The sequence below is a fragment of the Streptomyces sp. Tue6028 genome (assembly GCF_002300165.1).
Taxonomy (GTDB): Bacteria; Actinomycetota; Actinomycetes; order Streptomycetales; family Streptomycetaceae; genus Streptomyces; species Streptomyces siamensis.
Map to the genome: position 1 here is coordinate 65,824 of NZ_MLCE01000008.1, position 22,879 is coordinate 88,702.

The 22,879-nt window shown below is 71.6% G+C and carries 20 protein-coding genes; 4 read left to right on the forward strand and 16 right to left on the reverse strand.

Going from position 1 to position 22,879, the window contains the following annotated elements; translation table 11 throughout:
* Window positions 1-70: 70 nt before the first annotated feature.
* Window positions 71-439 carry a GntR family transcriptional regulator gene (locus BKI49_RS06830; RefSeq protein ID WP_179332355.1) on the reverse strand — a complete coding sequence of 123 codons (369 nt, stop codon included), beginning with the start codon at window positions 437-439 and terminating at the stop codon, window positions 71-73.
* Window positions 440-509: 70 nt separating this feature from the next.
* Between BKI49_RS06830 and BKI49_RS06835 the strand changes: the two genes are divergently transcribed.
* Window positions 510-1,439 (forward strand): GNAT family N-acetyltransferase, encoded by a 930-nt coding sequence (locus tag BKI49_RS06835; RefSeq protein WP_095933290.1) that lies wholly within the window; start codon window positions 510-512, stop codon window positions 1,437-1,439.
* On the forward strand, window positions 1,420-1,920 hold the full coding sequence (locus BKI49_RS06840) for a ribonuclease FAU-1 family protein (protein ID WP_095933291.1): 501 nt from the start codon (window positions 1,420-1,422) through the stop codon (window positions 1,918-1,920). Before BKI49_RS06835 ends, BKI49_RS06840 begins: the two co-directional genes overlap by 20 nt.
* A 115-nt stretch (window positions 1,921-2,035) precedes the next feature.
* Here BKI49_RS06840 and BKI49_RS06845 read toward each other — a convergent pair whose 3' ends face one another.
* From BKI49_RS06845 to BKI49_RS06865, 4 genes are all read right to left on the reverse strand, one after another.
* A complete protein-coding gene (locus tag BKI49_RS06845) occupies window positions 2,036-2,650 on the reverse strand; it encodes a class I SAM-dependent methyltransferase (protein WP_095933292.1) in 615 nt (204 codons plus the stop codon).
* A gap of 517 nt (window positions 2,651-3,167) precedes the next feature.
* Entirely contained in the window at window positions 3,168-3,617 is a 450-nt protein-coding gene (locus BKI49_RS06855; protein WP_095933294.1) for a GNAT family N-acetyltransferase, read from the reverse strand.
* 125 nt (window positions 3,618-3,742) lie between these two features.
* The gene (locus BKI49_RS06860; RefSeq protein WP_373557525.1) at window positions 3,743-5,818 is read right to left on the reverse strand and encodes a hypothetical protein; all 2,076 of its coding nucleotides are present in this window, start codon (window positions 5,816-5,818) and stop codon (window positions 3,743-3,745) included.
* A gap of 359 nt (window positions 5,819-6,177) precedes the next feature.
* The gene (locus BKI49_RS06865) at window positions 6,178-6,858 is read right to left on the reverse strand and encodes a DUF4328 domain-containing protein (RefSeq protein ID WP_143658389.1); all 681 of its coding nucleotides are present in this window, start codon (window positions 6,856-6,858) and stop codon (window positions 6,178-6,180) included.
* Window positions 6,859-7,144: 286 nt separating this feature from the next.
* On the opposite strand from BKI49_RS06865, the gene BKI49_RS06870 reads away from it, so the two are divergent.
* Window positions 7,145-8,185 carry a lytic polysaccharide monooxygenase auxiliary activity family 9 protein gene (locus tag BKI49_RS06870; RefSeq protein WP_095933296.1) on the forward strand — a complete coding sequence of 347 codons (1,041 nt, stop codon included), beginning with the start codon at window positions 7,145-7,147 and terminating at the stop codon, window positions 8,183-8,185.
* Between the two features lie 58 nt (window positions 8,186-8,243).
* On the opposite strand, the gene BKI49_RS06875 is transcribed toward BKI49_RS06870, so the two are convergent.
* Complete coding sequence (locus BKI49_RS06875; protein ID WP_095933297.1) at window positions 8,244-9,104, reverse strand: esterase/lipase family protein; 861 nt, start codon at window positions 9,102-9,104, stop codon at window positions 8,244-8,246.
* 171 nt (window positions 9,105-9,275) lie between these two features.
* Window positions 9,276-9,719: a MarR family winged helix-turn-helix transcriptional regulator gene (locus tag BKI49_RS06880; protein WP_095933298.1), complete on the reverse strand. Its 444-nt coding sequence runs from the start codon at window positions 9,717-9,719 to the stop codon at window positions 9,276-9,278.
* A 105-nt stretch (window positions 9,720-9,824) separates the two neighbouring features.
* Between BKI49_RS06880 and BKI49_RS06885 the strand changes: the two genes are divergently transcribed.
* Window positions 9,825-10,199: a cupin domain-containing protein gene (locus BKI49_RS06885; RefSeq protein ID WP_095933299.1), complete on the forward strand. Its 375-nt coding sequence runs from the start codon at window positions 9,825-9,827 to the stop codon at window positions 10,197-10,199.
* Window positions 10,200-10,282: 83 nt separating this feature from the next.
* Here the strand turns inward: BKI49_RS06885 and BKI49_RS06890 are convergent, their stop codons facing one another.
* From BKI49_RS06890 to BKI49_RS06930, 9 genes are all read right to left on the reverse strand, one after another.
* A complete protein-coding gene (locus BKI49_RS06890) occupies window positions 10,283-11,257 on the reverse strand; it encodes a DNA polymerase Y family protein (RefSeq protein WP_095933300.1) in 975 nt (324 codons plus the stop codon).
* Complete coding sequence (locus BKI49_RS06895; RefSeq protein ID WP_095933416.1) at window positions 11,254-14,766, reverse strand: DNA polymerase III subunit alpha; 3,513 nt, start codon at window positions 14,764-14,766, stop codon at window positions 11,254-11,256. Before BKI49_RS06895 ends, BKI49_RS06890 begins: the two co-directional genes overlap by 4 nt.
* Before the next feature lie 227 nt (window positions 14,767-14,993).
* Window positions 14,994-16,076, reverse strand: coding sequence for a S1 family peptidase (locus BKI49_RS06900; RefSeq protein WP_095933301.1), 1,083 nt, complete (start codon window positions 16,074-16,076; stop codon window positions 14,994-14,996).
* Window positions 16,077-16,365: 289 nt separating this feature from the next.
* Complete coding sequence (locus BKI49_RS06905) at window positions 16,366-17,373, reverse strand: slipin family protein (RefSeq protein WP_257004653.1); 1,008 nt, start codon at window positions 17,371-17,373, stop codon at window positions 16,366-16,368.
* Between the two features lie 243 nt (window positions 17,374-17,616).
* Window positions 17,617-18,516, reverse strand: a complete 900-nt coding sequence (locus tag BKI49_RS06910; RefSeq protein WP_095933302.1) for a S1 family peptidase — start codon at window positions 18,514-18,516, stop codon at window positions 17,617-17,619.
* 259 nt (window positions 18,517-18,775) lie between these two features.
* Window positions 18,776-19,558: a DUF1684 domain-containing protein gene (locus BKI49_RS06915; RefSeq protein ID WP_095933303.1), complete on the reverse strand. Its 783-nt coding sequence runs from the start codon at window positions 19,556-19,558 to the stop codon at window positions 18,776-18,778.
* A gap of 4 nt (window positions 19,559-19,562) precedes the next feature.
* On the reverse strand, window positions 19,563-20,897 hold the full coding sequence (locus tag BKI49_RS06920; RefSeq protein ID WP_095933304.1) for an NtaA/DmoA family FMN-dependent monooxygenase: 1,335 nt from the start codon (window positions 20,895-20,897) through the stop codon (window positions 19,563-19,565).
* Window positions 20,894-21,973, reverse strand: coding sequence for an LLM class flavin-dependent oxidoreductase (locus tag BKI49_RS06925; RefSeq protein ID WP_095933305.1), 1,080 nt, complete (start codon window positions 21,971-21,973; stop codon window positions 20,894-20,896). The genes BKI49_RS06920 and BKI49_RS06925 overlap by 4 nt, the downstream gene beginning before the upstream one ends.
* Window positions 21,974-22,043: 70 nt before the next feature.
* Window positions 22,044-22,796, reverse strand: coding sequence for an amino acid ABC transporter ATP-binding protein (locus BKI49_RS06930; RefSeq protein ID WP_095933417.1), 753 nt, complete (start codon window positions 22,794-22,796; stop codon window positions 22,044-22,046).
* Window positions 22,797-22,879 lie beyond the last annotated feature (83 nt).

The window sequence follows — 22,879 nt, forward strand, 5'->3', positions numbered from 1 at the left end:
GGCCGCGGCCCTCCGCACTCGGCGCGAGGCCGTCACGGGGAGGGTCCACGGCCCTTGTGCGGCATGGGCACTAGGCGCCGTACGCCGCCCGCAGGGCGTCCCGTGCCGCGTCGAGGGCCGCCGCCTCACTGAGCCCGAGACGGCGTACGCGTTCGGCGTACCCCTGGGCCGCGGTGGCGGCCTCGCGCGAGGCGGCGTCGCCCGCGGCGGCCACGAACGTGCCGTTGCGGCCCCGCGTCTCGATCACCCCGTCCGCCTCCAGGGCCCGGTACGCCTTGGCGACGGTGTTGGCGGCCAGGCCGAGCGACTCGGCGAGCCCCCGCACCGTGGGCAGTTTGTAGCCGACCGGCAGCGCACCGGAACGGGCCTGCTCGGAGATCTGGGCGCGCACCTGTTCGTAAGGAGCGGCCCCCTCATGAATGTGGATCTTCAACGTCACGCAGCGATTGTCCCGTACGCGCCGGAAAATGAGAGGCATCCGCCGTGACGCACGCGTAGCGTGCGGCCCCATGACAGTGATCGTCCGCGAGCTGCGCCTCGGAGACCCGGCGGACGCCGAGGGCTTCGCCCGCATCCGTCACCTGGCGCTCCCCTTCATGCTCTTCACGCCCGAGTCCATCGCCCATGACGTGGAGCACGCCCATCCGGACTCCCACTACCGGCTGTTGCTGGCCGAGGAGGACGGCGAACCGATCGGCACCGCGCACGTGGGCATGGTGTACGACAGCCCCGAGCAGGGCCAGGGCTCCCTCACCGTGTACGTGCACCCGGAGCGGACCGGACGCGGCGCGGGCGCGCTGCTGGTGAGCACCGCCGAGGAGCGGCTCGGCTCCCTGGGCGCGAAGAAGCTGCACACATGGGTGCTCGACAGGCCCGCGGACCGCGCCTTCGCGGAGAAGCGCGGCTACCGCGCCGGCCGCTCCGCGCACTTCCTCCGCTTCGACCTGGCGAACACCCCCCTGCCGCCGCTCCAGGAGACGCCCGCGGGCGTCGAACTGCGCACCGCCGCCGACTTCGCGGACGACCCGCGCCCTCTGTTCGAGCTGGACGCGGAGACACTGCTGGACGAACCGAGCGATCTCGACCGTGAGTTCACGGACTATGAAGCGTGGCTGAAGGAGACCTGGCACCACCCGCTCCTCAGTCATGAGCTGACGTCGGTGGCGGTGGTCGACGGCCGGCCCGCCGCGTTCAGTGCGGCCCGCACCGACGGCGGCACGCGCTACGGCACGGTGATGACGGGCACCGCCCGCGCCTTCCGCGGCCGCGGACTGGCCAAGCTCGCCAAGAACCACTCCCTGCACCGCGCCCGCGCCGCGGGCTTCACACAGGCGTTCACGGGCAACGACTCGGGGAACGGCCCGATGCTCGCGATCAACCGGTGGCTGGGCTACAAGATCTGCGCGACGGAGGTGACGTATGCCCGCGAACTCGTCTGACGAACGGCGCTCGTTGAGCGTCGTGCTCGTCAAGTACGGGCGTACGAAGATCAGTTACCCGGCCGAGCTGCTGCGGGACGACGGCAACCGGGTGACCGTGCGCGCCCCGTGGGCGGGCGACGACGCCCGCGACTTCGGCTTCGTGCGGTTCGAGCGGGGCGACGTCTTCACCGAGCACTACTGGCGCGACCGCTGGTACTCGGTGAAGGAGGTCCGCGACGCCGAGGGCGTGCTCAAGGGCTGGTACTGCGACATCACGCGCCCGGCGACGGTCTCCGGCGACGAGCTGATCGTCGAGGACCTCGACCTCGACCTGTGGCGCTCGGCCGACGGCAGGACCGTACTGCGCCTGGACGAGGACGAGTTCGCGGCCAGCGGTCTGGCGACCACCGATCCGGAGGCCGCCACCGCCGCCGAGCACGCCCTGGACGAGCTCGAACGCCTCGCGCGCGAGGGCGACTTCGAGTCCCTGCTGGCCTAGGGGGTGCCGTTCGGATCAGCCCGGGTCCGCGACACCCGGCACGTCCTGATCGGACCCGACACCGACGATGCCCCGGCCCCCGCCCGGCACCCGCCGGGCGAGGGCTCGACCCGGGTCATACGGTGGCGACCACCGCGTACCGCTCGTCGTCGACCTCGCGGCCCCACAGGCGCGCGTCACCCGACAGCGGTTCCACGGTCAGGCCCGCCACCAGGGGCTCCACCAGGGCGGCCAGCCGCTCGGCGGGCAGGCCGACCGGGCTCAGGGTCCCCCACCGGCCCTCGACGAGCACGAGCCGCCCGCCCGGGCGCAGCAGTCCGTGCCAGTGCCGCAGGACGCGCCCGGGTTCCGGCAGCGCCCACAGCACATGGCGGCAGATCAGCACGTCGAACCGCTCCTCGCCGACGGGCGGTGCCGCCGCGTCACCGAGGAGGAACACCGCGTCACGACCGGCCAGTTTGGCGCGGGCGAGCTCGACCATGCGGGGCGAGGCGTCGACCCCGGTGACCCGGTGCCCGCGCTCGGACGCGAGCAGTGACAGGCTGCCCGTCCCGCAGCCGACGTCGAGGACGTCCGACGCCGGACGCGGCAGCCACGCCGCCATCCTGGCCGCCCACGCCTCGCGTACGACCGGGTCGCGCAGGCCGTGGTCGGGCTCGTCGTCGAAGGTGACGGACTCCGCGTCCCAGTCGACGCCCGCTCCCGGATTCGTGTCAGTGTGATGCGTCATGGGCCCCAGGGTGACAGCCACCACTGACAGTCGATTCGTGACAGGCGCCACAGACAGATCCCGGCCGATGAGTAACTCTCCCGGAAAGGGTCTACCTCCGTACGACCGCGGAAATCGGTAGGCACAAGGAGGCAGCGATGCGCCGTGTGACCGTGCAGAAGCCCCAGAGGAAGTCGGACTCCCGTCGCGTGCGGGAGGAGACCGACGAGCGCCCCGCCGGGCGCCCCGAAGTCCGGAAGGACATCGCACGAACGTGGTGGCCGGACGGCTGATCCGGCGGCCCGACAACCCCCAGATCGTGACGGCCGACCGTGGCAACGGGCCGGGCCGTCACTCCCGACGCGCACCGCGCCGGACACCGGCCGCCGGTCCGGACGCGCACCGCGCATGACACCGGCCGCAGGTCCGGCCTCGCTCGGTGACAGGAACTGCCGTCGGTCCGTCCACGCCGCAGTGACCGCCCGGCGCCCGCCCCTTGGTCCGTCCGCACCGCAGTGGCCCGCCTTCGCCCGGACGCTCAGTCCAGCCGCTTGCGGTAGTGGACCCGGTCGTACGGGCCGTCCACGCGGCGCTCCACGACCTCGTACCCGTACTTCGGGTAGATCTTCTGGTTCTCCCACATCTTCGCGTTCGTCAGCAGCCGGATCTCGGGGAGCCGGAGCTCACGCGCGCGTGCCTCCACGAAGTGCAGAAGCCTGCGCCCCACGCCCGTGCCGTGCGCGTCGGGGCGGACGGCGATGATGTCGAGGTACAGATGGTCCTCGCGCGCCTCGACCACGACGAGCCCCGTCAGCGGCTCCCCCGTGACGAACACATGGCCCGCGGCCACGTTCGCCTCGTGATCCGCCTCCATGGGCGCCGGAACCAGCCCGATGCGCTCGATGTACGGGTGGAACGCCGTGTCGATCACGGCCTTCACGGCCGGCACGTCGGCGGAGACGGCCGGCCGGATCTCCTCTGCTGTCATGCCGCGAACGCTACCTACTTGATCGCGGCGTCAGTACTCCCCCGGCGCCACCGCCCGGCTCCCCCGCCGGCGCCGGCCGCGAGATCTCCGGCGCCGACTGCGAGGTCCCCGGTGCGGGGCGGCGCTCAGCCCCTGGCGTGCTCGGCGTCCGGCGTCGCCGCCGCCTCCCGCTGTGCCGGGATGACCGGGAGCGCGCGCAGCGCCATGCCCGCCCGGTGTCCGTCGGCCGCCGCGCACAGCGCACGGGCGGCCTCGTCGAAGCGGACGACGGACGGCGGGTCGGAGGGGCCCAGCAGGTGCTGCTTGAGCTCGTTGCGGGCCTCGGCGAAGGTGTCCTTCTCCGGCTCGCGCACGGACTCCAGCAGAGCCGGTATGCCGGAGGCGTCCGGAGTGAGGACGGCACCGGCCCGGACCGTCGGGAAGGTGTCGCGGAAGTCCTGCTCGGAAAGCCCGCTGGTGTTGGCGACCGCGTAGGGCTTCTCGCTCGCCAGATAGTCGGATATGACGCTGGAGACGTCGCTGACCAGCAGGTCGGCCACGTTGAAGCAGGCGTAGACGGTCGGCCGGGCCCCGACGACGACCTGGTGCTCCCACGCCGGGAACGAGGCCCAGTACGCGGCTTCCCAGGCGGCGGTCGCGGCGGCCACGGCCGCGGCCCGGCCGGGTGCGGGCACCGTCTGGACGAGCATCCGTTCCGCGTCGTCCGCGCTCGCCCGGAACGAGGACGTGGTCAGGCCGTCGAGTTCGGCGGACCGCCGGGCGAGTTCCGCCGCCGCGGAGGGCGCGGGCCGCTCGTCGGCGTGGTCCGCGGCACGCACGGCGTTCGCGGCGCGGATCATCTCCTGGATCCGGGTGTTCGCGACTCCCGCCCGGGGATCGACCGATCCGGTCAGCGGGTGCGGCTTGTACAGAAGACGGACCCGGGAATCGGCGAGGAGGGCGCGGACGATGTTCTCGCCGGCCTCGACGACCGAGGTGTTGCCCGGGTTGCCGTCCCAGCCCTCCCACGTGGGGGCGTAGAGGACGGTGGTGTACGGGCCCGCGGGCGCACCGGAGTACGGCTCGATCGCTTCCAGCTGCGGACGTCCGATCTCCACGACGTCCCGGTCGTCGACCCCCACGGCCGCCAGGGCGTACCGTTCGCGCGCCGCGGGACCGGCCACCCACACCTCGTCGTAGGCCTTCGCGTACGGGTTGCAGCTGGACAGCTTGTCGCTCTCGCCGTGATTGACGAACGCGTGCTTGATGGTGGGGATCCGCAGCACCTGCGAGGTCTTCCCCGAGTTCGACGGGTGGATCAGCGTCTTCAGCGAGGAGTGCTCCAGCCTCATCAGGTCGGCGACCTTCGGCAGGCACACGATCGGGATGTCGGTGGACGCGATGTGCTTCACCATGAAGCGCTCGCGCAGCACGATCAGCGGGCGGCCCTCCAGCCGGGCCAGCGGCTCCAGCCACATGTTCGCCTGGTAGGCCGAGCTCGTCCCGCCGGAGAAGTACATGCCCACGGTCGGCCGGTACTCGGCGAGCCATGCCTCGAACCACTCCAGCGCCTGCTCGCTCGTCACCGGCCTGCGTCCCTTACTCAGCCGCACCACCAGCATGCCGACGGCGACCGTCGCGCAGGCGACGGACAGGGCGATTCCCGCGGCGGCCCACCAGGCCGAGCCGCCCGCCGCGGTGATCACGAGGCCTGCCGCCGAGGGCAGGCCGAACAGGAGGAGCCGCTGCCCGGAGCGGTTCATCAGCAGCGCCGGTGGAGCGGCGCTCAGCCGCAGCGCCGAGGCGTCGATGTTCCGGGTCACCACGGGCAGGGTGCGGGTGCGGCGCACGAGGATCGCCAGCGCCTGGCAGGCGGAGTGCAGGGCGTAGAAGAGCAGCAGGCCGCAGACGAGAGCCAGGTATTTCTTCTCGTAGTCCTGATCCTCGATGCGGATCAGGCCGGCCACCATCAGGAGGTCGCGGACCACTTGGCGCACGAAGACGGTGGCGTGCAGCTTGCCGAGGGCAGCGGCCATGCTGCGCTGCCAGCGGTGCAGGGCGATGTCCGCCGCGAGTCCGACGGCGGCGGAGGCCACGAGGAGGGGGACGGACGGCAGGAAGGCGCCCACCGCCTGAGCGGCGAACGACACCGCGAGCACCGTGGGCAGGAAGAAACGTGCCGCCGCGGTGCGCAACCGGGCGGGCAGGGGCGATGCTGACACTTGGGGGGCTCCAGGCAACTCAACATCCTCGCGCGCGCTCGCCGACCGGCACGATCGGGCGACCCTGGCCGGAAGCAGCTGTGTGCGGATGTTCTCTCTTCAAAAAGGTGGTCGGACTTTATCTGCTGGGTGGCGGGAATCTACCTGCAGGTGGGCTGAAATTTACCTAGCGGTGTCCGACGTCACCCGGAGCACCGTCTCGCCGGTCCTCCGTGGGCCCGTCGAGCGTCCTCGGCCCGCACGGAGTCCGCTGCTTCTGGTGCTCGCCAGGACACGGAACGCGACATCGTGGCCCCATGGCAGCTCCCGCCCGGAGCCGCTCCACCGACCGCGTGGGCATGCATACGCCCACGGGGCCTTCAAGGCGCCGTTCGGCCTGCCGCCCGAACCTCGACGGGCGCGATCGAAGCGGCGCGCTCCAACCGGCGAACGAGCTGCCAGAGGACGACGATCGACAGCACAGCAGCACAGATGTACAGACCGTCGCCGATGATGATCTGCCGCAGGGCATGACGAGCCTGGTCCGCAGTGACAGCCTTCTTCAAGTCCCTGGAGGCATCGTTCAGCGCATACGAATTCGCTGCCACCAGGACAGAAAGCCACCACGCCGTGAGCAGGGGATGTCCGCGTCTGCGCTGCGATTCCGGCTGGCCGGCAGCCCACAGATCGTTGACGAACATCTTGGGCACGAAGAGCTGCGCCACCGGTACCACCCAGCCGAAGACCAGCCACGCCCTGCGCCGGCGCTGTCCCTGACGCCAGAGCACATCCGCGACGTCGCGCATGGTGGCGAGCCAGATACTGAACTGAAGCAGGGCCACGAGGAGCAGCCCTGTTCGCCAGCCCATCAGGTTCCTGAAATACGTGTCGACCTCGACCAGCGGGTTGTCGACGTAGGGCCCCGGCGTCATCGGCCCCACCAGCAGTCGGTACTTGTGCCACGCCGTCAGCCCGGCCGCGAGAGTCACCAGCGCGAACGCGGCGAGCGCGACGCCGGTGAACCAGGCCTGCCCGCGCGGCACCCTGACTGTTCCGACCACTTCACACCTCCTGGAGGCCGCCCGTTCGGACTCCTCGCAGGTCGGCAGCGGATCTTAACCCTCGGGGAGCGGATGGACCACGGACGGTGCAGCGAGTCGGGCACAGGCAGAGCGGGCTGCCGCACCCCCCTTCCTCAGCCCCCCGTTAGCCCCGCCTTAACGGCGCCATAAGGATCTCCCCCACCCCCCTCCAGCAGGCGATTTCCCGGTTTTTTGGGGCTAGTTTGCTGATCGCCCCCACGGGATCCACCCCACGCACCGAGGACCGTTTCCGAGGAGTTCCCTCATGTCTGCACGCCGCAAGGCCGCCGCCGTCGTCACCGTCGGCATCGCCCCGCTCACGCTCTCGGCACTGGCCGCCGCCCCCGCGTCCGCGCACGGCTCGATGGGCGACCCGGTCAGCCGGGTGTCCCAGTGCTACGCGGAGGGCCCCGAGAGCCCGAAGTCGGGCGCCTGCAAGGCGGCCGTCGCCGCGGGCGGGACGCAGGCGCTGTACGACTGGAACGGCATCCGGATCGGCGACGCGAACGGGCGGCACCAGCAGCTGATACCCGACGGGAAGCTGTGCAGCGCGAACAACGACGAGTTCAAGGGGCTCGACCTGGCCCGCGCCGACTGGCCGGCGACCTCCGTGAGCAGCGGCGCGTACACCTTCAAGTACCGCGTGACCGCGCCGCACAAGGGCACGTTCAAGGTGTACGTGACCAAGGCCGGCTACGACGCGTCGAAGCCGCTCGCCTGGGACGACCTGGATCTGGCGCACCCGGTCGCGACGGCCACCGACCCGGTCGCCTCGGGCGGCTTCTACACCTTCTCCGGCACGCTCCCGGAGCGCTCCGGCAAGCAGCTGCTGTACGCGGTGTGGCAGCGCTCGGACAGCCCGGAGGCCTTCTACTCCTGCTCCGACGTCACCTTCGGCGGCAAGAGCGGCAGTGGCGGCAGCGGTGACAGCGGCGGCTCGTCGGGCGGCACCGCTCCGGCGCCGACCGCCTCGGCGCCCTCCGAGGAGCAGATCGAGGACGGCACCGACAAGTCGACGGTCGAGCACCACGGCCACGGCGACAACGACGCCCGTACGTCCGCGGAGCCGAAGGCGGCCACGGACGCGGCCGGCGCGGACGCCTCGTCCGAGCCCGCCGGGGCGGGCACGGACGGCTCGAACCGGCCGGAAGCGGCCGGCTCCTCCGGGAACCTCGCCGAGACGGGCGGCGACGCCGGCACGCCCTACATCGCGATCGGCGGAGCCGCCGCCCTGGCGCTCGGCGCCGCGGCCCTGTTCGCCTCGGTCCGGCGCCGCGCGGTCACGGGGGGCCGCCGCGGCCGCTAGGCACGGGGAATCCGGGGGCTGTCCGGCGGCTCAGGCCGGACAGCCCCCGGCGGCGTGCTCAGCTGAACGCGGAGGCGCAGGTGGTGGCCTTGGCGTGCGCCGGGTCGAGGGCGTTCGCCACCTCGTGGAAGGCGATGCGGTCGAAGAGACCGATCGCCACGTGCTCGGAGAGGTCGAGCCCGCACAGGTCCTGCAGCAGGACGTTGTCGACGTCGGGCCCGCTGAGGAACTGCGAGCGGTACGGCGTGGCCACCTCGTCGTACTTGGTGGCGATGACCGTGTAGTGGACGCCCGCGACGGTGTCGCCGCCGGCGTTGAGCTTGGTCAGGAAGTCGGAGCCGGCGATCTGGTCCGCCAGTCCGGGAGTGGTCGCCTTCAGCAGGTCCTCGGCGCCCGGGAAGTACGGCAGCAGGTTGGTGAGGCCGCTGAGGGTGGTGCCGTGGTTGTCGGGCGCGATGCCGACGAGGGCGTTCACCTTGGCGGCCCCGCCGAGGAACTTGAGGTAGTAGCGGGGCATCATGCCGCCCTGCGAGTGGCCGACGAGGTCGGCCTTGGCTGCGCCGGTCGCGGCGAGGACCTTGTCGACGAAGACCTGGAGCTGTCCTGCCGACTTGTCGATGGGGCCGAGGCCGTTGAAGAGGGGCACTCCGGGCAACTGCCCGTAGTCGAGGGAGAAGACGCAGTAGCCGCGGACCTCGAGGTAGGGAGCGAGGGCCAGCCAGTTGTCGATCGAGTTCCCGAAGGTTCCGTGGACGAGGACGACGGGGCGGGGGTGGGCGGCGGACGGCTTGCAGGAGTAGTCGTTCCAGCCGTGGCTGGGGGCGGATTCCGCCTGGGCGGTGGCGGCGGGGACGACGGCGACCGCGGCGGTCAGCAGCAGCGCGGCGAGGGGTCTGAGCACTCGCTTCCAGGGCAGCATCGGGTGATCTCCTTGCGGCTCAAGGGAGTTGCGACGGCGTACGCCCTGTGATCCGGATCACGAGGATGCTGTTCACTCGTCAAGTTACGGGCGAGTAGCTCCGGTGTGAAGTTACGCGCGAGTAAAAACTTCCAGCGGTAATTAAAGGTGGCGGCTACACCCGATGAACCGTCACCAGGCAGGCCTGATGGGACCATAGGGCGCGATGCGGCCCAAACGGTCGTGCAACGCGCGCATTTCACCCTCGCCCAGCAGGTCGCCCCACGCGCGCACGACGTCGGCGGCGGCCTCCTCCGCGGCACGCGTACAGGCCCAGCCCCGCTCGGTCAGCACGATCAGCCGGGCGCGCGCGTCGTCGGGGTGCGGGTGCCGCTCGACGTACCCCTTGCGGACGAGTTCGTCGACCAGCTGACTGGCGGCCTGTTTGGTGACCCCGAGATGAGCGGCGAGGTCGGTGACCGTCGCGCCGCCGGCGGCGAGGCGGGCGAAGGCGAAGCCGTAGGCGGGCCGCCCCTCGAACCCGCGCTCCACGACACCGTCGTTGATGCGCTGCGTCAGCTCGCCCGCGGCGGCGAGCAGGGCGACGGCGAGGGCCATGGCTTCGGAGTTCTGCACGGGTGCATTGAAACACCCTTGACGAATTGGTCAAGCGGCTTGACCATAGAGGTCGTCGAGATGGTCAAGCAGCTTGACCATCTTTCCTCGATCCAGGAGTCGCCCATGCCCGTCGTCCGTTCGTCCGAAGCCGTCGTCCACGAGATCCACGGCGCCCGATTCGTCTCGTACGCCACTCCCCGCAGCGGGAGCAAGGAGTTGTGCGCCTGGCGGGGAGAGATCCCCGCGGGACTCAAGGCCCCGGAGCACACCGTCAGCCATGAGGAGATCTTCCATCTCCTCTCCGGCGAACTGCTGATCACGCTCGACGGCCGCACCGAGCGGGTGACCGCGGGCGACACCGTGATCATCAATCCGGGAGCCACCCTCGGCGTCGAGAACCCGACCCGGGAGACCGCCGTCTCCTGGGTCACCACGTCGATCGGCCTCCGGGCGGAGCTGGCCGACGGCTCGGTCCTCACACCTCCGTGGGCCAACTAAGACCTGTCAGGCAATTCCCGGCGCCGCCCGGGCAGGCGGGAATTGTCGGACAGTGTCTGGCGCCCCCGGCCGGATCCGGGACGTCACGCGGCCAGCGTCCCCGGCCCGATCACATGCGGCCCGAACCTCGCCCGCGCCCTGTCCGCGACCTCCTCGATACGGCGGACCTTCTCGTCCACCGGGTCGAAGGTGAGCTGGTACGAGGCCTGTTCGGCGGGGGTGAGCCCCTCGGCGCGCAGGGCGATCCCCCGGACCCGGGCCCGCTGGAGGCCGAGCGCCTCGTACATGCGGTACGCCGTCTCGGTGAGCGCCGACGAATGGGCGGTCGGTTCCTTGAGGGTGCGGCTGCGTGTGGTCGTGGAGCGGTCGGCGTACCGGACGGTGAGGGTCAGCGTGCGGCAGACCTTCTCCAGGGCGCGCAGCCGGGCACCCAGGTCCTCGGCCGCGCAGAGCAGCGCGCGGCGATGCCGGGAGGGGTCCAACTCGTCCCGCCCAAAGGGGTGTTCGGTGGCGAGGGAGCGTGAGGTGGCGTTCGGCACGACCCGGCCGCGGTCGATGCCGGACGCCTTCTCGCGCAGTTCGCGGCCGGCCCTGGCGCCGGTGAGGCGTTGCAGTGTGGACAGGGGTGCGGCGGCGACCTTGCCGATGGTGTCGAGGCCGTACTCGCACAGGGTGCGGGCGGTGGCGCCGCCGACTCCCGGCAGCGCGGCGACGGGCCGCTCGGTGAGGAACCCTGCGACGGCGTCCGGCTCCCCGGGCACCACGGGGGTCACGCCCGGCGCGGCGTCCCGCAGGGCCATCCGCGCGAGCATCGGACCGGGTCCGGCACCGATCACGCAGTCGATCCCGTGCAGGGCGAGCGCCCGCAACCGGATCAGCGAGGCCAGCTCCACGGCATCGCGTCCGAAGTACCGCTCGGCACCCCGCAGGTCCAGCAGCGCCCCGTCGGGTGGCAGCGCCTCGACGACGGGAGTGAAGTCCTCCAGGAGTCCGAGGAGTCGAGGCAGGGCCGCCTCGTACATCGGAGGCAGCTGGAAACGTACGCAGAGGATGGTCATCCCGCACTCCCCGGACTCTGGTGCCACAACTTCTTTCCACCCGCGGGCCCTTCGCCCGCGGGACGCAGATCGGCCCAGGGGTGCATCTCGTACCCCGTGGACATGCGGATCGTGCGGCCCTCCGCCGGGCCGCCGCCGGACTTCTCCGGCCCGGCCGGCTCCCCGCGCTCCCCCGGCTCCGGCTCCGGCTTCCGCGGTACGGGCTCGGCGAGGCGCGCGGCGACCACGTCGAGACCGCCCCGGGCGCGCAGTTCGACCAGTTCGGCGAGGTTCCAGGCCGCCGCGCCCACCACGCTGAGGCTGCGCGGGCCACGGCGCTGCACCACTCCGCGCACCAGCAGCAGCCAGGAGTGGAAGACGGTGTGGGCGCAGGCGTCGTGCGAGTCGTCGAAGAAGGCGAGGTCGACCAGGCCGGTGCCGTCGTCCAGGGTGGTGAAGATGACCCGCTTGCCGGACCGGATCGGCGGGGTCTGGGTGGCCGCCTTGGCCCCGGCCACCAGGACGGTCTCACCGTGCCGCGCCTCCCGCAGCCGGCGCGCCGTGACCACGCCCAGCTCCTCCAGGAACCCTCGGTGGTCGTCCATGAGATTGCGGGAGGCGTCCATGGAGAGCACACCGAGCTCGGCGCTGAGCCGCTCCGCCGAGGAGAGATCGGGCAGCCCGGCCGGTGCCGTCGTCCGCCCTCCTGCCGAGGGCGCCTCCCCCATGTCGAGGAGTGCGGGAGGGAGCTGATCCGCCCGCCCGCCCCGCGCGCCCCGGTGCAGTTCGGTCAGGTGCAGTTGCAGATCACGGCGGTTGGCACCGAAGGCGTCCAGCGCGCCGACCTGGGCCAGCCGCTGGGCGAGCGGGCGGCTCGGCCGGGCCCGCTCCCAGAAGTCGAGCAGCGACCCGTACGGCTGCCCGTCCGCGATCCGCGCGGCCTCGGCCTCGCTGATGCCGTGCACGTCGGAGAGCGCCAGCCGGAGGCCCCAGCTCTCGGACCCCCGTGAATCAGACACCAGTTCGATATGATGGGCGACCGCGGACCGGTTCACGTCCAACGGCAGGATCGGCACCCCTCGCCGCCGTGCGTCCGCCAGCAGCAGCCGCTTCGGGTACATCCCGGGGTCATGGGTGAGCAACCCCGCGTAGAAGGCGGCCGGGTGATGGGCCTTCAGCCAGGCCGACTGGTACGTCGGCACGGCGAAGGCGACGGCGTGCGCCTTGCAGAAACCGTACGACCCGAAGGCCTCGACGATCTCCCAGGTGCGCGCGACGGTCTCGGCGTCGTACCCCTTCGCCGCCGCGTGCTGCGCGAACCAGAACCGGATCCGCCCCTGCGACTCGGGGTCGGAGAGCCCGCGCCGCACCCGGTCCGCCTCGTCGCGTCCGCAGCCGGTCATGATGGCGACGATGTCGATGATCTGCTCGTGGAAGACGACGACCCCGTACGTCTCCTTCAGTGGCCGCTCCAGGTCGGGGTGCGGATAGCGGATCGGTGCCCGGCCGTGCCGCGCCTCGATGAACGGCCGGACCATGTCGGCGGCGACCGGCCCCGGCCGGAAGAGCGAGATGTCGACCACGAGGTCGTGGAAGGTCGCGGGCTGCAGCCGTCCGACCAGGTCGCGCTGGCCCGGGGACTCGATCTGGAAGCAGCCCAGCGTCTCGGTCGACTGGATCAGCCGGTACGTCGCCGGGTCGCCCGGCGGCACCGAGTCGAGGTCCGGCCGGTCACCCGTCGCCCGCTCCACCTCGGCCACCGCGTGCGCCATCGCGGACTGCATCCGCACGCCCAGCACGTCGAGCTTGAGCAGCCCGAGGTCCTCCACGTCCTCCTTGTCGAACTGCGACATGGGCAGGCCCTCGCCGCTGGTCGGCACGACCGGCGTACGGGCGAGCAGGGAGGCGTCGGAGAGGAGCACGCCGCACGGGTGCATGGCGATGCCGCGCGGGAGGGCGTCGAGCGCCTCGACCAGCTCCCACAGCCTCCCGTACTTCTCCCCGTCCCGCCGGCACTCCTGTGCCAGCTCCCGCAGTTCGGGCAGTTCCTCCATCGCCGCGCGGGCGTCGCGGGCACGGATGTGCGGGAAGGACTTGGCGATCCGGTCGATGTCGGCCGGGTCCATGGAGAGGGCGGCGCCCACGTCGCGGACGGCGTGCCGGACCCGGTAGGTCTCGGGCATCGAGACCGTGGCGACCCGCTCGGTGCCGAACCGGGCGATGATCGCGCGGTAGACCTCCAGCCGGCGCGCGGACTCGACGTCGATGTCGATGTCGGGCAGCACCGCGCGCCGCTTGGACAGGAAGCGTTCCATCAGCAGCCCGTGCTCGACGGGGTCGGCGTGCGCGATGCCGAGGAGATGGTTGACGAGGGAGCCCGCGCCGGAGCCGCGCGCGGCGACCCTGATGCCCATGTCCCGTACGTCGTCCACGACCTGGGCGACCGTCAGGAAGTAGGAGGCGAAATCGTGGTGGGCGATGATGTCCAGTTCCTGGTGCATCCGCTCCCAGTAGGCCCGGTCACGGTCGTAGCCGCGCAGCACCATGCCCGCCGCCGCACGGGAGGCCAGGGCCCGCTGGGCGGTGCGGCGGCCCGCGCCGACGAGGTGGGCTTCGGGGAAGTGGACGGTGCCGATGCCCAGGTCGTCCTCCGGGTCGACGAGACAGGCGACGGCGGTGGCCTGGGTCTGCTCGAGCAGGTGGTGCGCGGTGTCGCGGCGGTAGCCCGCGGCCTCGACGATCCGTTCGGCCGCGCCCAGCATGGCCGCCTCGTCCTTGAGCCAGGCCTCGCCCGAGTCCAGCCCGCGGCGCGGGTCGACCGGGACGAGCAGCCGGGCGGCGTCCAGGACGTCGGCGACCGGGCCCATGCCGGGGTCGGCGTACCGGACGGCGTTGCTGAGCACCGGGCGCACCCGCTGTTCGGCGGCGAACCCGACCGTGCGGGCGGCCAGCCGCAGGGATCCCGGCCCGGTCCCCTCGCGGCCGTGCCAGACCGCTTCCAGCCGCAGGGCGTCGCCGTAGACCTCCCGCCAGGGCGCGAGCAGCTTCGCGGCCCGGTCGGGGCGTCCGGCGGCCAGCGCGCGGCCGACGTCGGAGGCGGGACCGAGGAGTACGGTCAGGCCTTCGGCGTGGTTGTCCGGCCAGGACAGCCGGGGCCGGTCGCCCGGGTCGCCCGCATGCGCGGCCGTAACGATTCTGCAGAGATCGGCCCAGCCCGCCGCGCCGTCCCGCGCGAGGAAGGTCGCACGAGGTGCCGACTCGTCGACGAAGGCGCCGCCGCGGACCGGAACGCGCCGCTTCCCGCCACGCTCGGGCTCCCCCACCGCGAGCTCGGTGCCGAACAGCGGACGGACACCCGCCCTGGCGCACGCCTTGGCGAACCGGACCGAGCCCGCGAGGGTGTCCCGGTCGGTGAGGGCGAGGGCGTCCATGCCCCGCTCGGCGGCACGCTCGGCCAGCCGCTCCGGGTGCGAGGCCCCGTACCGCAGGGAGAACCCGGACACGGTGTGCAGATGCGTGAATCCCGGCACACGCACCTCCCGCACCCGTGAGCCCGCACGAGCTCTCGAACATTCGTTCCCAATTACCTCACCCCCACCATAGACCAATTTTCGAACTACTGTGCGACATCCGTCCGAGCCCTTCCCACCTGCGCAAACGCGGGCCGGCTGGGCCGTGGGGGCCTCTCCGGTACACACGGCGGAGTCCCGCCCCCGCAGCCTGCGCGGGGACGGGACTCTGCCGGGACGGTGAGCCGTCAGCCGATCTGGGCGCCGAAGGCCGAGAGCGCCTCGGAGACCGGCTGGAAGAAGGTCTCGCCGCCCGAAGTGCAGTCGCCGCTGCCGCCGGAGGTGAGGCCGATCGCGGTGTCGCCGGAGAAGAGCGAGCCGCCACTGTCACCGGGCTCGGCGCAGACGTCGGTCTGGATGAGCCCGTTGACGACGTCGCCGTTGCCATAGTTCACGGTGGCGTCCAGGCCCTTGACCGTGCCGTCGTGCACCTGGGTGGTGGAGCCGCTGCGAGTCACCTTCATGCCGACGGTGGCGTCGCCGGCCTTGGTGATGGCCTGCGTGGAGCCGTTGTAGAGGTCGACCTCGCTCGGGTGGTCGACGTTCCCGGTGTACTTGACCAGACCGAAGTCGTTGTCCGGGAAGCTGGACTGCTCGTTCTTGCCGATCTCGGTGCCGCTGGAGTCCGACCAGGTCGAGATCGCCTCGGTGCAGTGCCCGGCGGTGATGAAGTACGGCTGCCCGTCCTTGACCACGTTGAAGCCGAGCGAGCAGCGCCCTCCGGAGCCGGTGATGGCGTCGCCGCCGGCGATGAAGGGCTTGAACTCTCCCTTGGTGCGCTGGAGTTCGGCCTTGGCGCCGAGCCCCTTCACGACCTTGGAGAGCTTGGTCCACTCGGTCGCGGAGACCGTGCGGTCCGCGGTGACGACGACCTTGTTGGTCTCCGGGTCGGTCGCCCACGACGTACCGGGGATGGACGCGTCGCTGCTGAGCGTCGCGCGGGCGCTCTTCAGCTCGGCGAGGGAGTTCTCGACGACTCTGGCCTTGGCCCCGGCCTCCGTGACGGCCTGGGCCGCGGTCTCGTCGAGCACGTTGACGACGAGGTGCCGGGACTTCGCGTCGTAGTACGTTCCCGCCGCGTCGGCGCCGAGGTCCTTGCCGAGGGTCGAGGCGAGCTTTCCGGCCGCCGCGACCGAGAGGGTGTGCGGCGCGCCGGTCCTCGGCGTCTCGCTCGCGTTCGCAGTCTGGAAGGTGACTCCCGCGGCGACGAGTGCGGCGATGCCCGCACCCGTCATGACGGCACGCCGCCTGGGTATGCGTCGGTGCTTCAACTGACGTCCTCCTGTGGGGGGTTGGTCACGAAGGTCGTGGGGGACCTCCGAGACCGGAAGGCGTACGCGCACGGGCCCGGCGCACGACAAAAAGCCGCGTCAAACCGCGTCCGTGCCGGTTGTTCCCAGCCCACTATTCCCAGGCACACAGGGGGCACACAAGGTCGACTTCAGGACGCGCGTACGCCAACGGGCGTACGCCCCCTGCGCCTTGACTGCGCGTGGTAGTGCCACGTGGGTTTCCGGTGCAAACACTGCGTGCAGGTGACCGTTGTGCGGACGGTGAGGACTAGTCCTGTCCTGTTTTCGATCCCTCGGGCTCTTCGCTCAAGGGAACGTCAGGGGAGGGAAGTTGCTCCCGCACCGGTCGACCGGGCTCCTGGACTTCGGCCGGTGAAGATGCCGGGGCCTGGACGGAGGGCCGCAGCGCCTCGACGGACTGCTGCGCCCCGGCCGACTGCGGTGCGTCCTGGAGCCCGGCCGACTGTCGTGCCTCGACCGGCTGTTGCGTCACGGCGGGCTGCTGCACCCCGACCGACTGCTGCGCCTTCTCCAGGAACCTGAGGAGCTCCACCGGGAACGGGAGCACGAGCGTCGAGTTCTTCTCGGCCGCGACGGCCACCACCGTCTGCAGCAGCCGCAGCTGGAGCGCCGCGGGCTGCTCGGACATCACCCCGGCCGCCTCCGCCAGTTTCCTGGAGGCCTGGAGTTCCGCGTCCGCGTTGATGACCCGGGCGCGGCGCTCACGGTCGGCCTCGGCCTGCCGGGCCATGGACCGCTTCATCGTCTCCGGCAGCGACACGTCCTTGATCTCCACGCGGTCGATCTGCACGCCCCAGCCGATCGCGGGGCTGTCGATCATCAGCTCCAGGCCCTGGTTGAGCTTCTCGCGGTTGGACAGCAGGTCGTCCAGGTCGCTCTTGCCGATGATGGACCGCAGCGAGGTCTGCGCCATCTGCGAGACCGCGAAACGGTAGTCCTCGACCTGGATGACCGCGTCGGCCGCGTCGACCACCTTGAAGTAGACGACGGCGTCCACCCGCACGGTCACGTTGTCCCGTGTGATGCCCTCCTGCGCCGGCACGGGCATCGTCACGATCTGCATGTTGACCTTGCGGATCCGGTCCACGAACGGAACGATCATGGTGAATCCCGGACCGCGCACGTTCGAGCGCAGGCGGCCGAGTCGCAGCACCACGCCCCGTTCGTACTGTTTGACCACTCGGGCACCGGCCAGCGCATAGACCAGCCCCGCGGACGCGACGGCGACTCCCGCCGCCACCAGCTCCTCGACCATCACGGCCCCCCAGGGTCCGAAGTGGGCGCATCAGGTGCGTACAGCGCGTACGGCATGTACTTCGAAGGTAACTCCGTCACCTGAGCAAGGGCGAGCCCCCGCACACCGGTTGGGTGCGGGGGCTCGCCTGCTGCCGGCTGCTGCTGGTCCGGCCGGGGTGACGTGGGGGGTTGCCGGTCCGGTCGGTGGGTCAGTCGTTCGATGGTCCGACGGCCGGTGATCCGACGGTCGGTGATCCGTCGGTCAGCCGACGCTCACGCCGTAGTAGTTCAGCGCCTCGACGACCGGCTGGAAGAAGGTCGTACCGCCGGAGGTGCAGTTGCCGCTGCCGCCGGAGGTGAGGCCGTAGGCCGTGGATCCGGAGTACAGCGGACCGCCGCTGTCGCCGCCCTCGGCGCAGACCGTCGTCTGGATCATCTGGTAGACCACGTCGCCGCCGCCGTAGTTGACCGTGGCGTTCAGCGCGGTGACCCGGCCGCTGTGCGTACCGGTGGTCGAGCCACGGCGGTAGACGGTCGTGCCGACGCTGGGCGTCGCGGCGCGGGTGATGGTCTGGCTGCCGACCGCGCTCGGGTGCGCGATCGAGGAGTTGGTGTAGCGGACCAGCGCGAAGTCGTTGGTCGGGAAGCTGTAGCTGACGTTCGTGCCCAGCGTCGTGGTGTGGCCCGAGTTGGAGTACCAGGTGGAGGCGACCTCACCGCAGTGGCCGGCGGTCAGGAAGTAGTAGGTGCTCCCGCTGTGCACGTTGAAGCCGAGCGAACAGCGGTAGGAGCCACCGTAGATGGCGTCGCCGCCGGTGATCAGCCTCTTGAACTCGCCCGGGGTGTGCTTGATGGTGATCGCGTCGGCGTTGCCGCCCGCATCCTTCTTGATCTTGGCGATCTCGGCCTTCGAGACCGTGCTGTCGACGGTGACGACCACCCGGTTCGTCTTGGCGTCGACCGCCCATGCGGTGCCCGCGACATCGGACTTGAGTACCGACTTGTTGACACTGCTCAGCTGAGTGGTGCTGAAGGTCTGGGCGTCGGATGCGTTCGCGTTGGGGACCGCGAACGCGGCCGCGGCCACGAGTCCGGTGGTCACGGCGATCAGCCGGGTCCGTCTCGCTATGCCGCTGCGGGGGGTGGTGCGCTTGATCCTCACGTTTCGTTCCTCCGAAGGGAAGTCGGGGGTCCTCGTCTCGTGGGGTTGAGGGCCCGTGAGGCGCAGCCGGGGGCCCGCTCATCCGGATTCCGGACAAGCCGTGCTCCTGACAAGCGCTGGGGGGAGTATTCGGCCGCACGGCCGACCGGCGCAAGGGCACCTTTCGGCCGTGCAGCGTTCAACTTGCGTATGTCCCCGTGCTCTTGGCCCCTGCTCCCGGCACGTGCGCGGCCCCCGGCCGCCTTCGGGGTTCCGGCGGTCAGCGCAGCCGGCGCTCACCCGCCTCGACGGCCGCGTCCAGCGTGTTGCCGGGCGGCGGGAACGGGCAGATGAAGTGGTCGGCGAACGCGCACGGCGGGAGCACGGCACGGTTGAAGTCCACCGTCGTACGCCCCTCGTCGTCGGGCGCCGCCGGGCGCAGGAACCGGAAGCGGTAACTGCTGTCCCCGCTGGTCGTGTCGGCGAAGACGGCCCACAGCGAGCCGTCGCTCTCCACCGACACCTGGAGCGTCAGGTCCTGGTCGTCCAGGGTGAAGGCGAGGACTCCGCCGAGCCCGAGGCCGCGCGCGACGCCGTCCGCGTTCTCGACGCGTACGGTGCGGTCCTCCCCGTACGGCGTGAAGTGCCCCGGCACCGACCAGCGCGGGTCGTAAGGGGTCGCCTCGATGCCCTCGAAGGCCTGGCGCGTGGGTGCGGCGGGGTCGTAGTCGCGCACGCCCCAGACTCCCTCGCGCACGAGGACGACGAACCGGCGCTCACCGTGTCCCACACGCGCCCCGGAGGCCGGCCCGTAGTCGGCGTCGAGCACGACCTCACCGGTGAAGGGCTGTCCGTCGAGGGTCAGTCCGTCCTCGTCCACCGCCGCCAGCACGACGCCGTCGTCCTTGGCCGTCCATTGTCCGGGGATGTCCGGAAGTCGACCCTCCGGATAGTCCTCGATCCAGTGCGTGCCCGTGAGGGCGAGCGGTCCGTAGGGTTCGGCCACCGTCCTGGTGCGGTGCTCGTGCCAGTGCTTCCAGTCCTCGGATGCGTCCGTCGTCATGTGATCAACCCTTCCATACGGGCTCCGGCAACCCGAGGTGTGAGCGCAACGTGGTGCCCGTGTATTCCGTGCGGAACGTGCCGCGCTCCTGGAGCAGCGGCACCACCCGGTCGACGAACTCGTCGAGTCCACCGGGAGTCGGATGCGGTAAGAGGACGAACCCGTCGGCGGCGTCCGTCCGGACCAGTTCGTCGAGTTCGTCGGCGACGGCCTGCGGGGTGCCGACGAAGGACTGCCGGGCGGACGCCTCGATGACGGTCTGCCGGATGGACAGGCCCTTCTCCCGTGACAGGGTCCGCCACCTCTCGGCGACCGCGAGGAGTTCGGCGGCCCGCGCCCGGCCCCGCACGAGGGTCGATCCGGGGTCCGGGTCGATGTCGGGAAGGGGGCCGTCGGGATCGTAGGCGGAGAGGTCCACGCCCCAGATCCGTTCCAGGGCGACGATCGCGTCCTGCGGGGAGATCCGCTCTCGTCTGACCGTGGCGGCGCGTTCCTGTGCCTCGGCGGCCGTGTCACCGAGGACGACGCTGACCCCGGGCATGATCCTGAGGTCCTGAGGCGCCCTGCCGTACGCGGCGAGGCGTCCCTTCACATCGGCGTAGAGCGCGCGGCTCTCCTGCGGCGTGCCGTGCCGCGTGAGCACGACGTCGGCGGCGGACGCGGCGAACTCACGGTCTTGCGGCGAGTCCGCGGATCCGATGACCACGGGGTGCCCCTGCGGCGCGCGGGGGACGGTGAACTCGCCCGCGATGTCGAAGTGCCGGCCGTGGTGCGCGAACGGGCGGGGTGTCCCGTCGGGCGTCCAGGAGTCCCACAATTCCCGTGCGACCTGCACGAATTCGGCGGCGCGGGCGAGGGGGTCGCGCACCGTCCCGGCGGAGTCGGGGGCTTCGGGAGGGCCTGCCGGGTCCGGGTGGGCGAGGCGCCGGAAGTTCTCGGCCGTCCGGGCGTCCGGCGACGTCACCACGTTCCAGGCCGCCCGGCCCCCGCTGAGGTGGTCGAGCGTGGCGAGTCGCCGGGCGAGTTCGTACGGTTCGTGGAAGGCCGTACAGGCCGCGGCGGCGAGTCCGAGCCGCTCGGTCACCGCGGCGAGCCCGCTCAGCACGGTCAAGGTCTCCGGCCGTCCCACGACGTCGAGATCGTGGATGCGTCCTTTGTGCTCGGGCAGCCGCAGCCCCTCCGCGACGAGGAGGAAGTCGAAGAGTCCGCGTTCGGCGGTGCGCGCCAGGTGGGCGAAGGAGGCGAACTCGGCCGGGGACCCGGGGCGCGGGCCGGACCGGACGGTGTCGTCGGTGCCGGGGACGTGCGCGGCGAGATGGATCCGCTTGCGTACGGTCATGACGCTCCCCCTGTCACGGCGTACTGGTTGGCGGGCCGCGTCAGCCCCAGGTGTTCCCGGAGCGTGCTGCCCGGATAGAAGGTGCGGAACAGTCCGCGGTGCTGGAGCAGCGGGACCGTTCCGTTGACGAGCCGTTCCAGGTCACGGCGCGGCTCGACGGGCGTGAGGTGGAAACCGTCGACGGCGTCGGCCCGGTGCCAGGCCGCGATCAGTTCGGCGAGGTCGACGGGGCCGCCGCGGTACAGCGGGCCCTGCGCGGTCTGCCGGGGTCCGCCGCCGCCGTGGCCCGGCTCGGCGGCGCGCTCGCCGTCGCCGAGGTCGACCGAGAGGCCGGCGAGCACGCGCAGGCGGTCGGGGTCGCGTCCGGACTCGGCCGCGGCCGTGCGCAGTTCGTCGCGCACGGCACGCGCCTGCGCCGGGCCCGCGACCCGGACGAGCGCCACGTCCGCGTGACGGGCGGCCGTCCGCCGGGCGTGCCGCTCGGTGGCGTCGACCACCCGCACGGGGTGGCCCTGCGGAGGGCGCGGCACGGTCGAGGGGCCCCTGACGGCGAAGGCGCTGCCCTCGAAGTCGACATGGTGCAGCTTGTCCCGGTCGACGAAGCGGCCGGTGGCCTCGTCGCGGATCACCGCGTCGTCCTCCCAGCTGTCCCAGAGCCGGGCGGCCAGATCGGCGGCCTCCCCCGCCTCCCGCCACAGGGCGTCGGCGGGCGCGGCGTGGCGCCGGCCGAACAGCCGGGCCTCGCCCTCGGTGGTCGACACGTCGATGTGCCATCCGGCGCGGCCCCGGCTGACCCAGTCGAGGGTCGCGACGGCGGCCTGGACGTGGAAGGGCTCGGTGTGGGTGGTGGTCACGGTCGGCACCAGACCGATCCGCCGGGTGGCGGGCGCGAGCCGCGCCAGGACGGCGAGCGCGTCCAGTCCGGGCCGCGCGAAGGAGTCGCCGAGCGTGACGAAGTCGAGCGCGCCGAGCTCCGCGAGCCGCACGGACTCCCCGAGGGAGGCGACGTCGTGAACCCCCTGCCGGTCGAGGGCGGCGGCCAGATGCAGAAGCGCCCGGCCGGGCTGTGCGGTCATGACGCGGAACCTTTCGGTGGGGGGATCCACGGGGCCAGGGCCGCTCGGGGCCCGTGCTCGCGGGGCCCGTTCACAGGACCTTGGCCAGGAACGCCCGGGTGCGTTCGTGTGCCGGGCGCTCCAGTACGTCGCCGGGGGCGCCCTGTTCGACGATGCGGCCGTCGTCCATGAAGACCACGGTGTCGGCGACCTCGCGGGCGAACCCGATCTCGTGCGTGACGACGATCATCGTGGTGCCTCGATGGGCCAAGTCCTTGATGACGTCGAGGACTTCGCCGACCAGTTCGGGGTCGAGGGCGGAGGTCGGCTCGTCGAAGAGGAGCAGCTTCGGTTCGAGAGCGAGGGCGCGGGCGATGGCGACGCGCTGCTGCTGGCCGCCCGAGAGCTGCTTCGGATAGGCGTCCGCCTTGTCGGCGAGCCCGACCCGGTCGAGCAGCCGGCGTGCCGCGGCGACGGCGTCCTCACGAGGCCGCTTCAGGGCGTGGACCGGCGCCTCCACGATGTTCTCCAGCACCGTGAGGTGCGGGAAGAGGTTGAAGTTCTGGAAGACGAAGCCGATCCGGGTGCGCTGTCCGAGGATCTCGCGTTCGGGCAGCTCGTACAGCTTGTCGCCGGAGCGCCGGTAGCCGACGAACGAGCCGTCGACGCTGATCCGGCCCTGGTCGACCTTCTCCAGGTGGTTGATGGTGCGCAGCAGCGTCGACTTGCCGGAGCCGGAGGGCCCGATGACGACGGTGACCTCCCCGGCGCGGACCTGGAGGTCGATGCCCTTGAGCACCTCCAGTGGACCGAAGCTCTTGCGGACGGACTTGATGTCGACCATGGCGGGGGCCCCGGTCTGGTTCGTGCCGGCCGCCGCGGCGGAGACGGCGGTCTCGCCGGTGGCCTCGTCGGGCGCGTTCATCG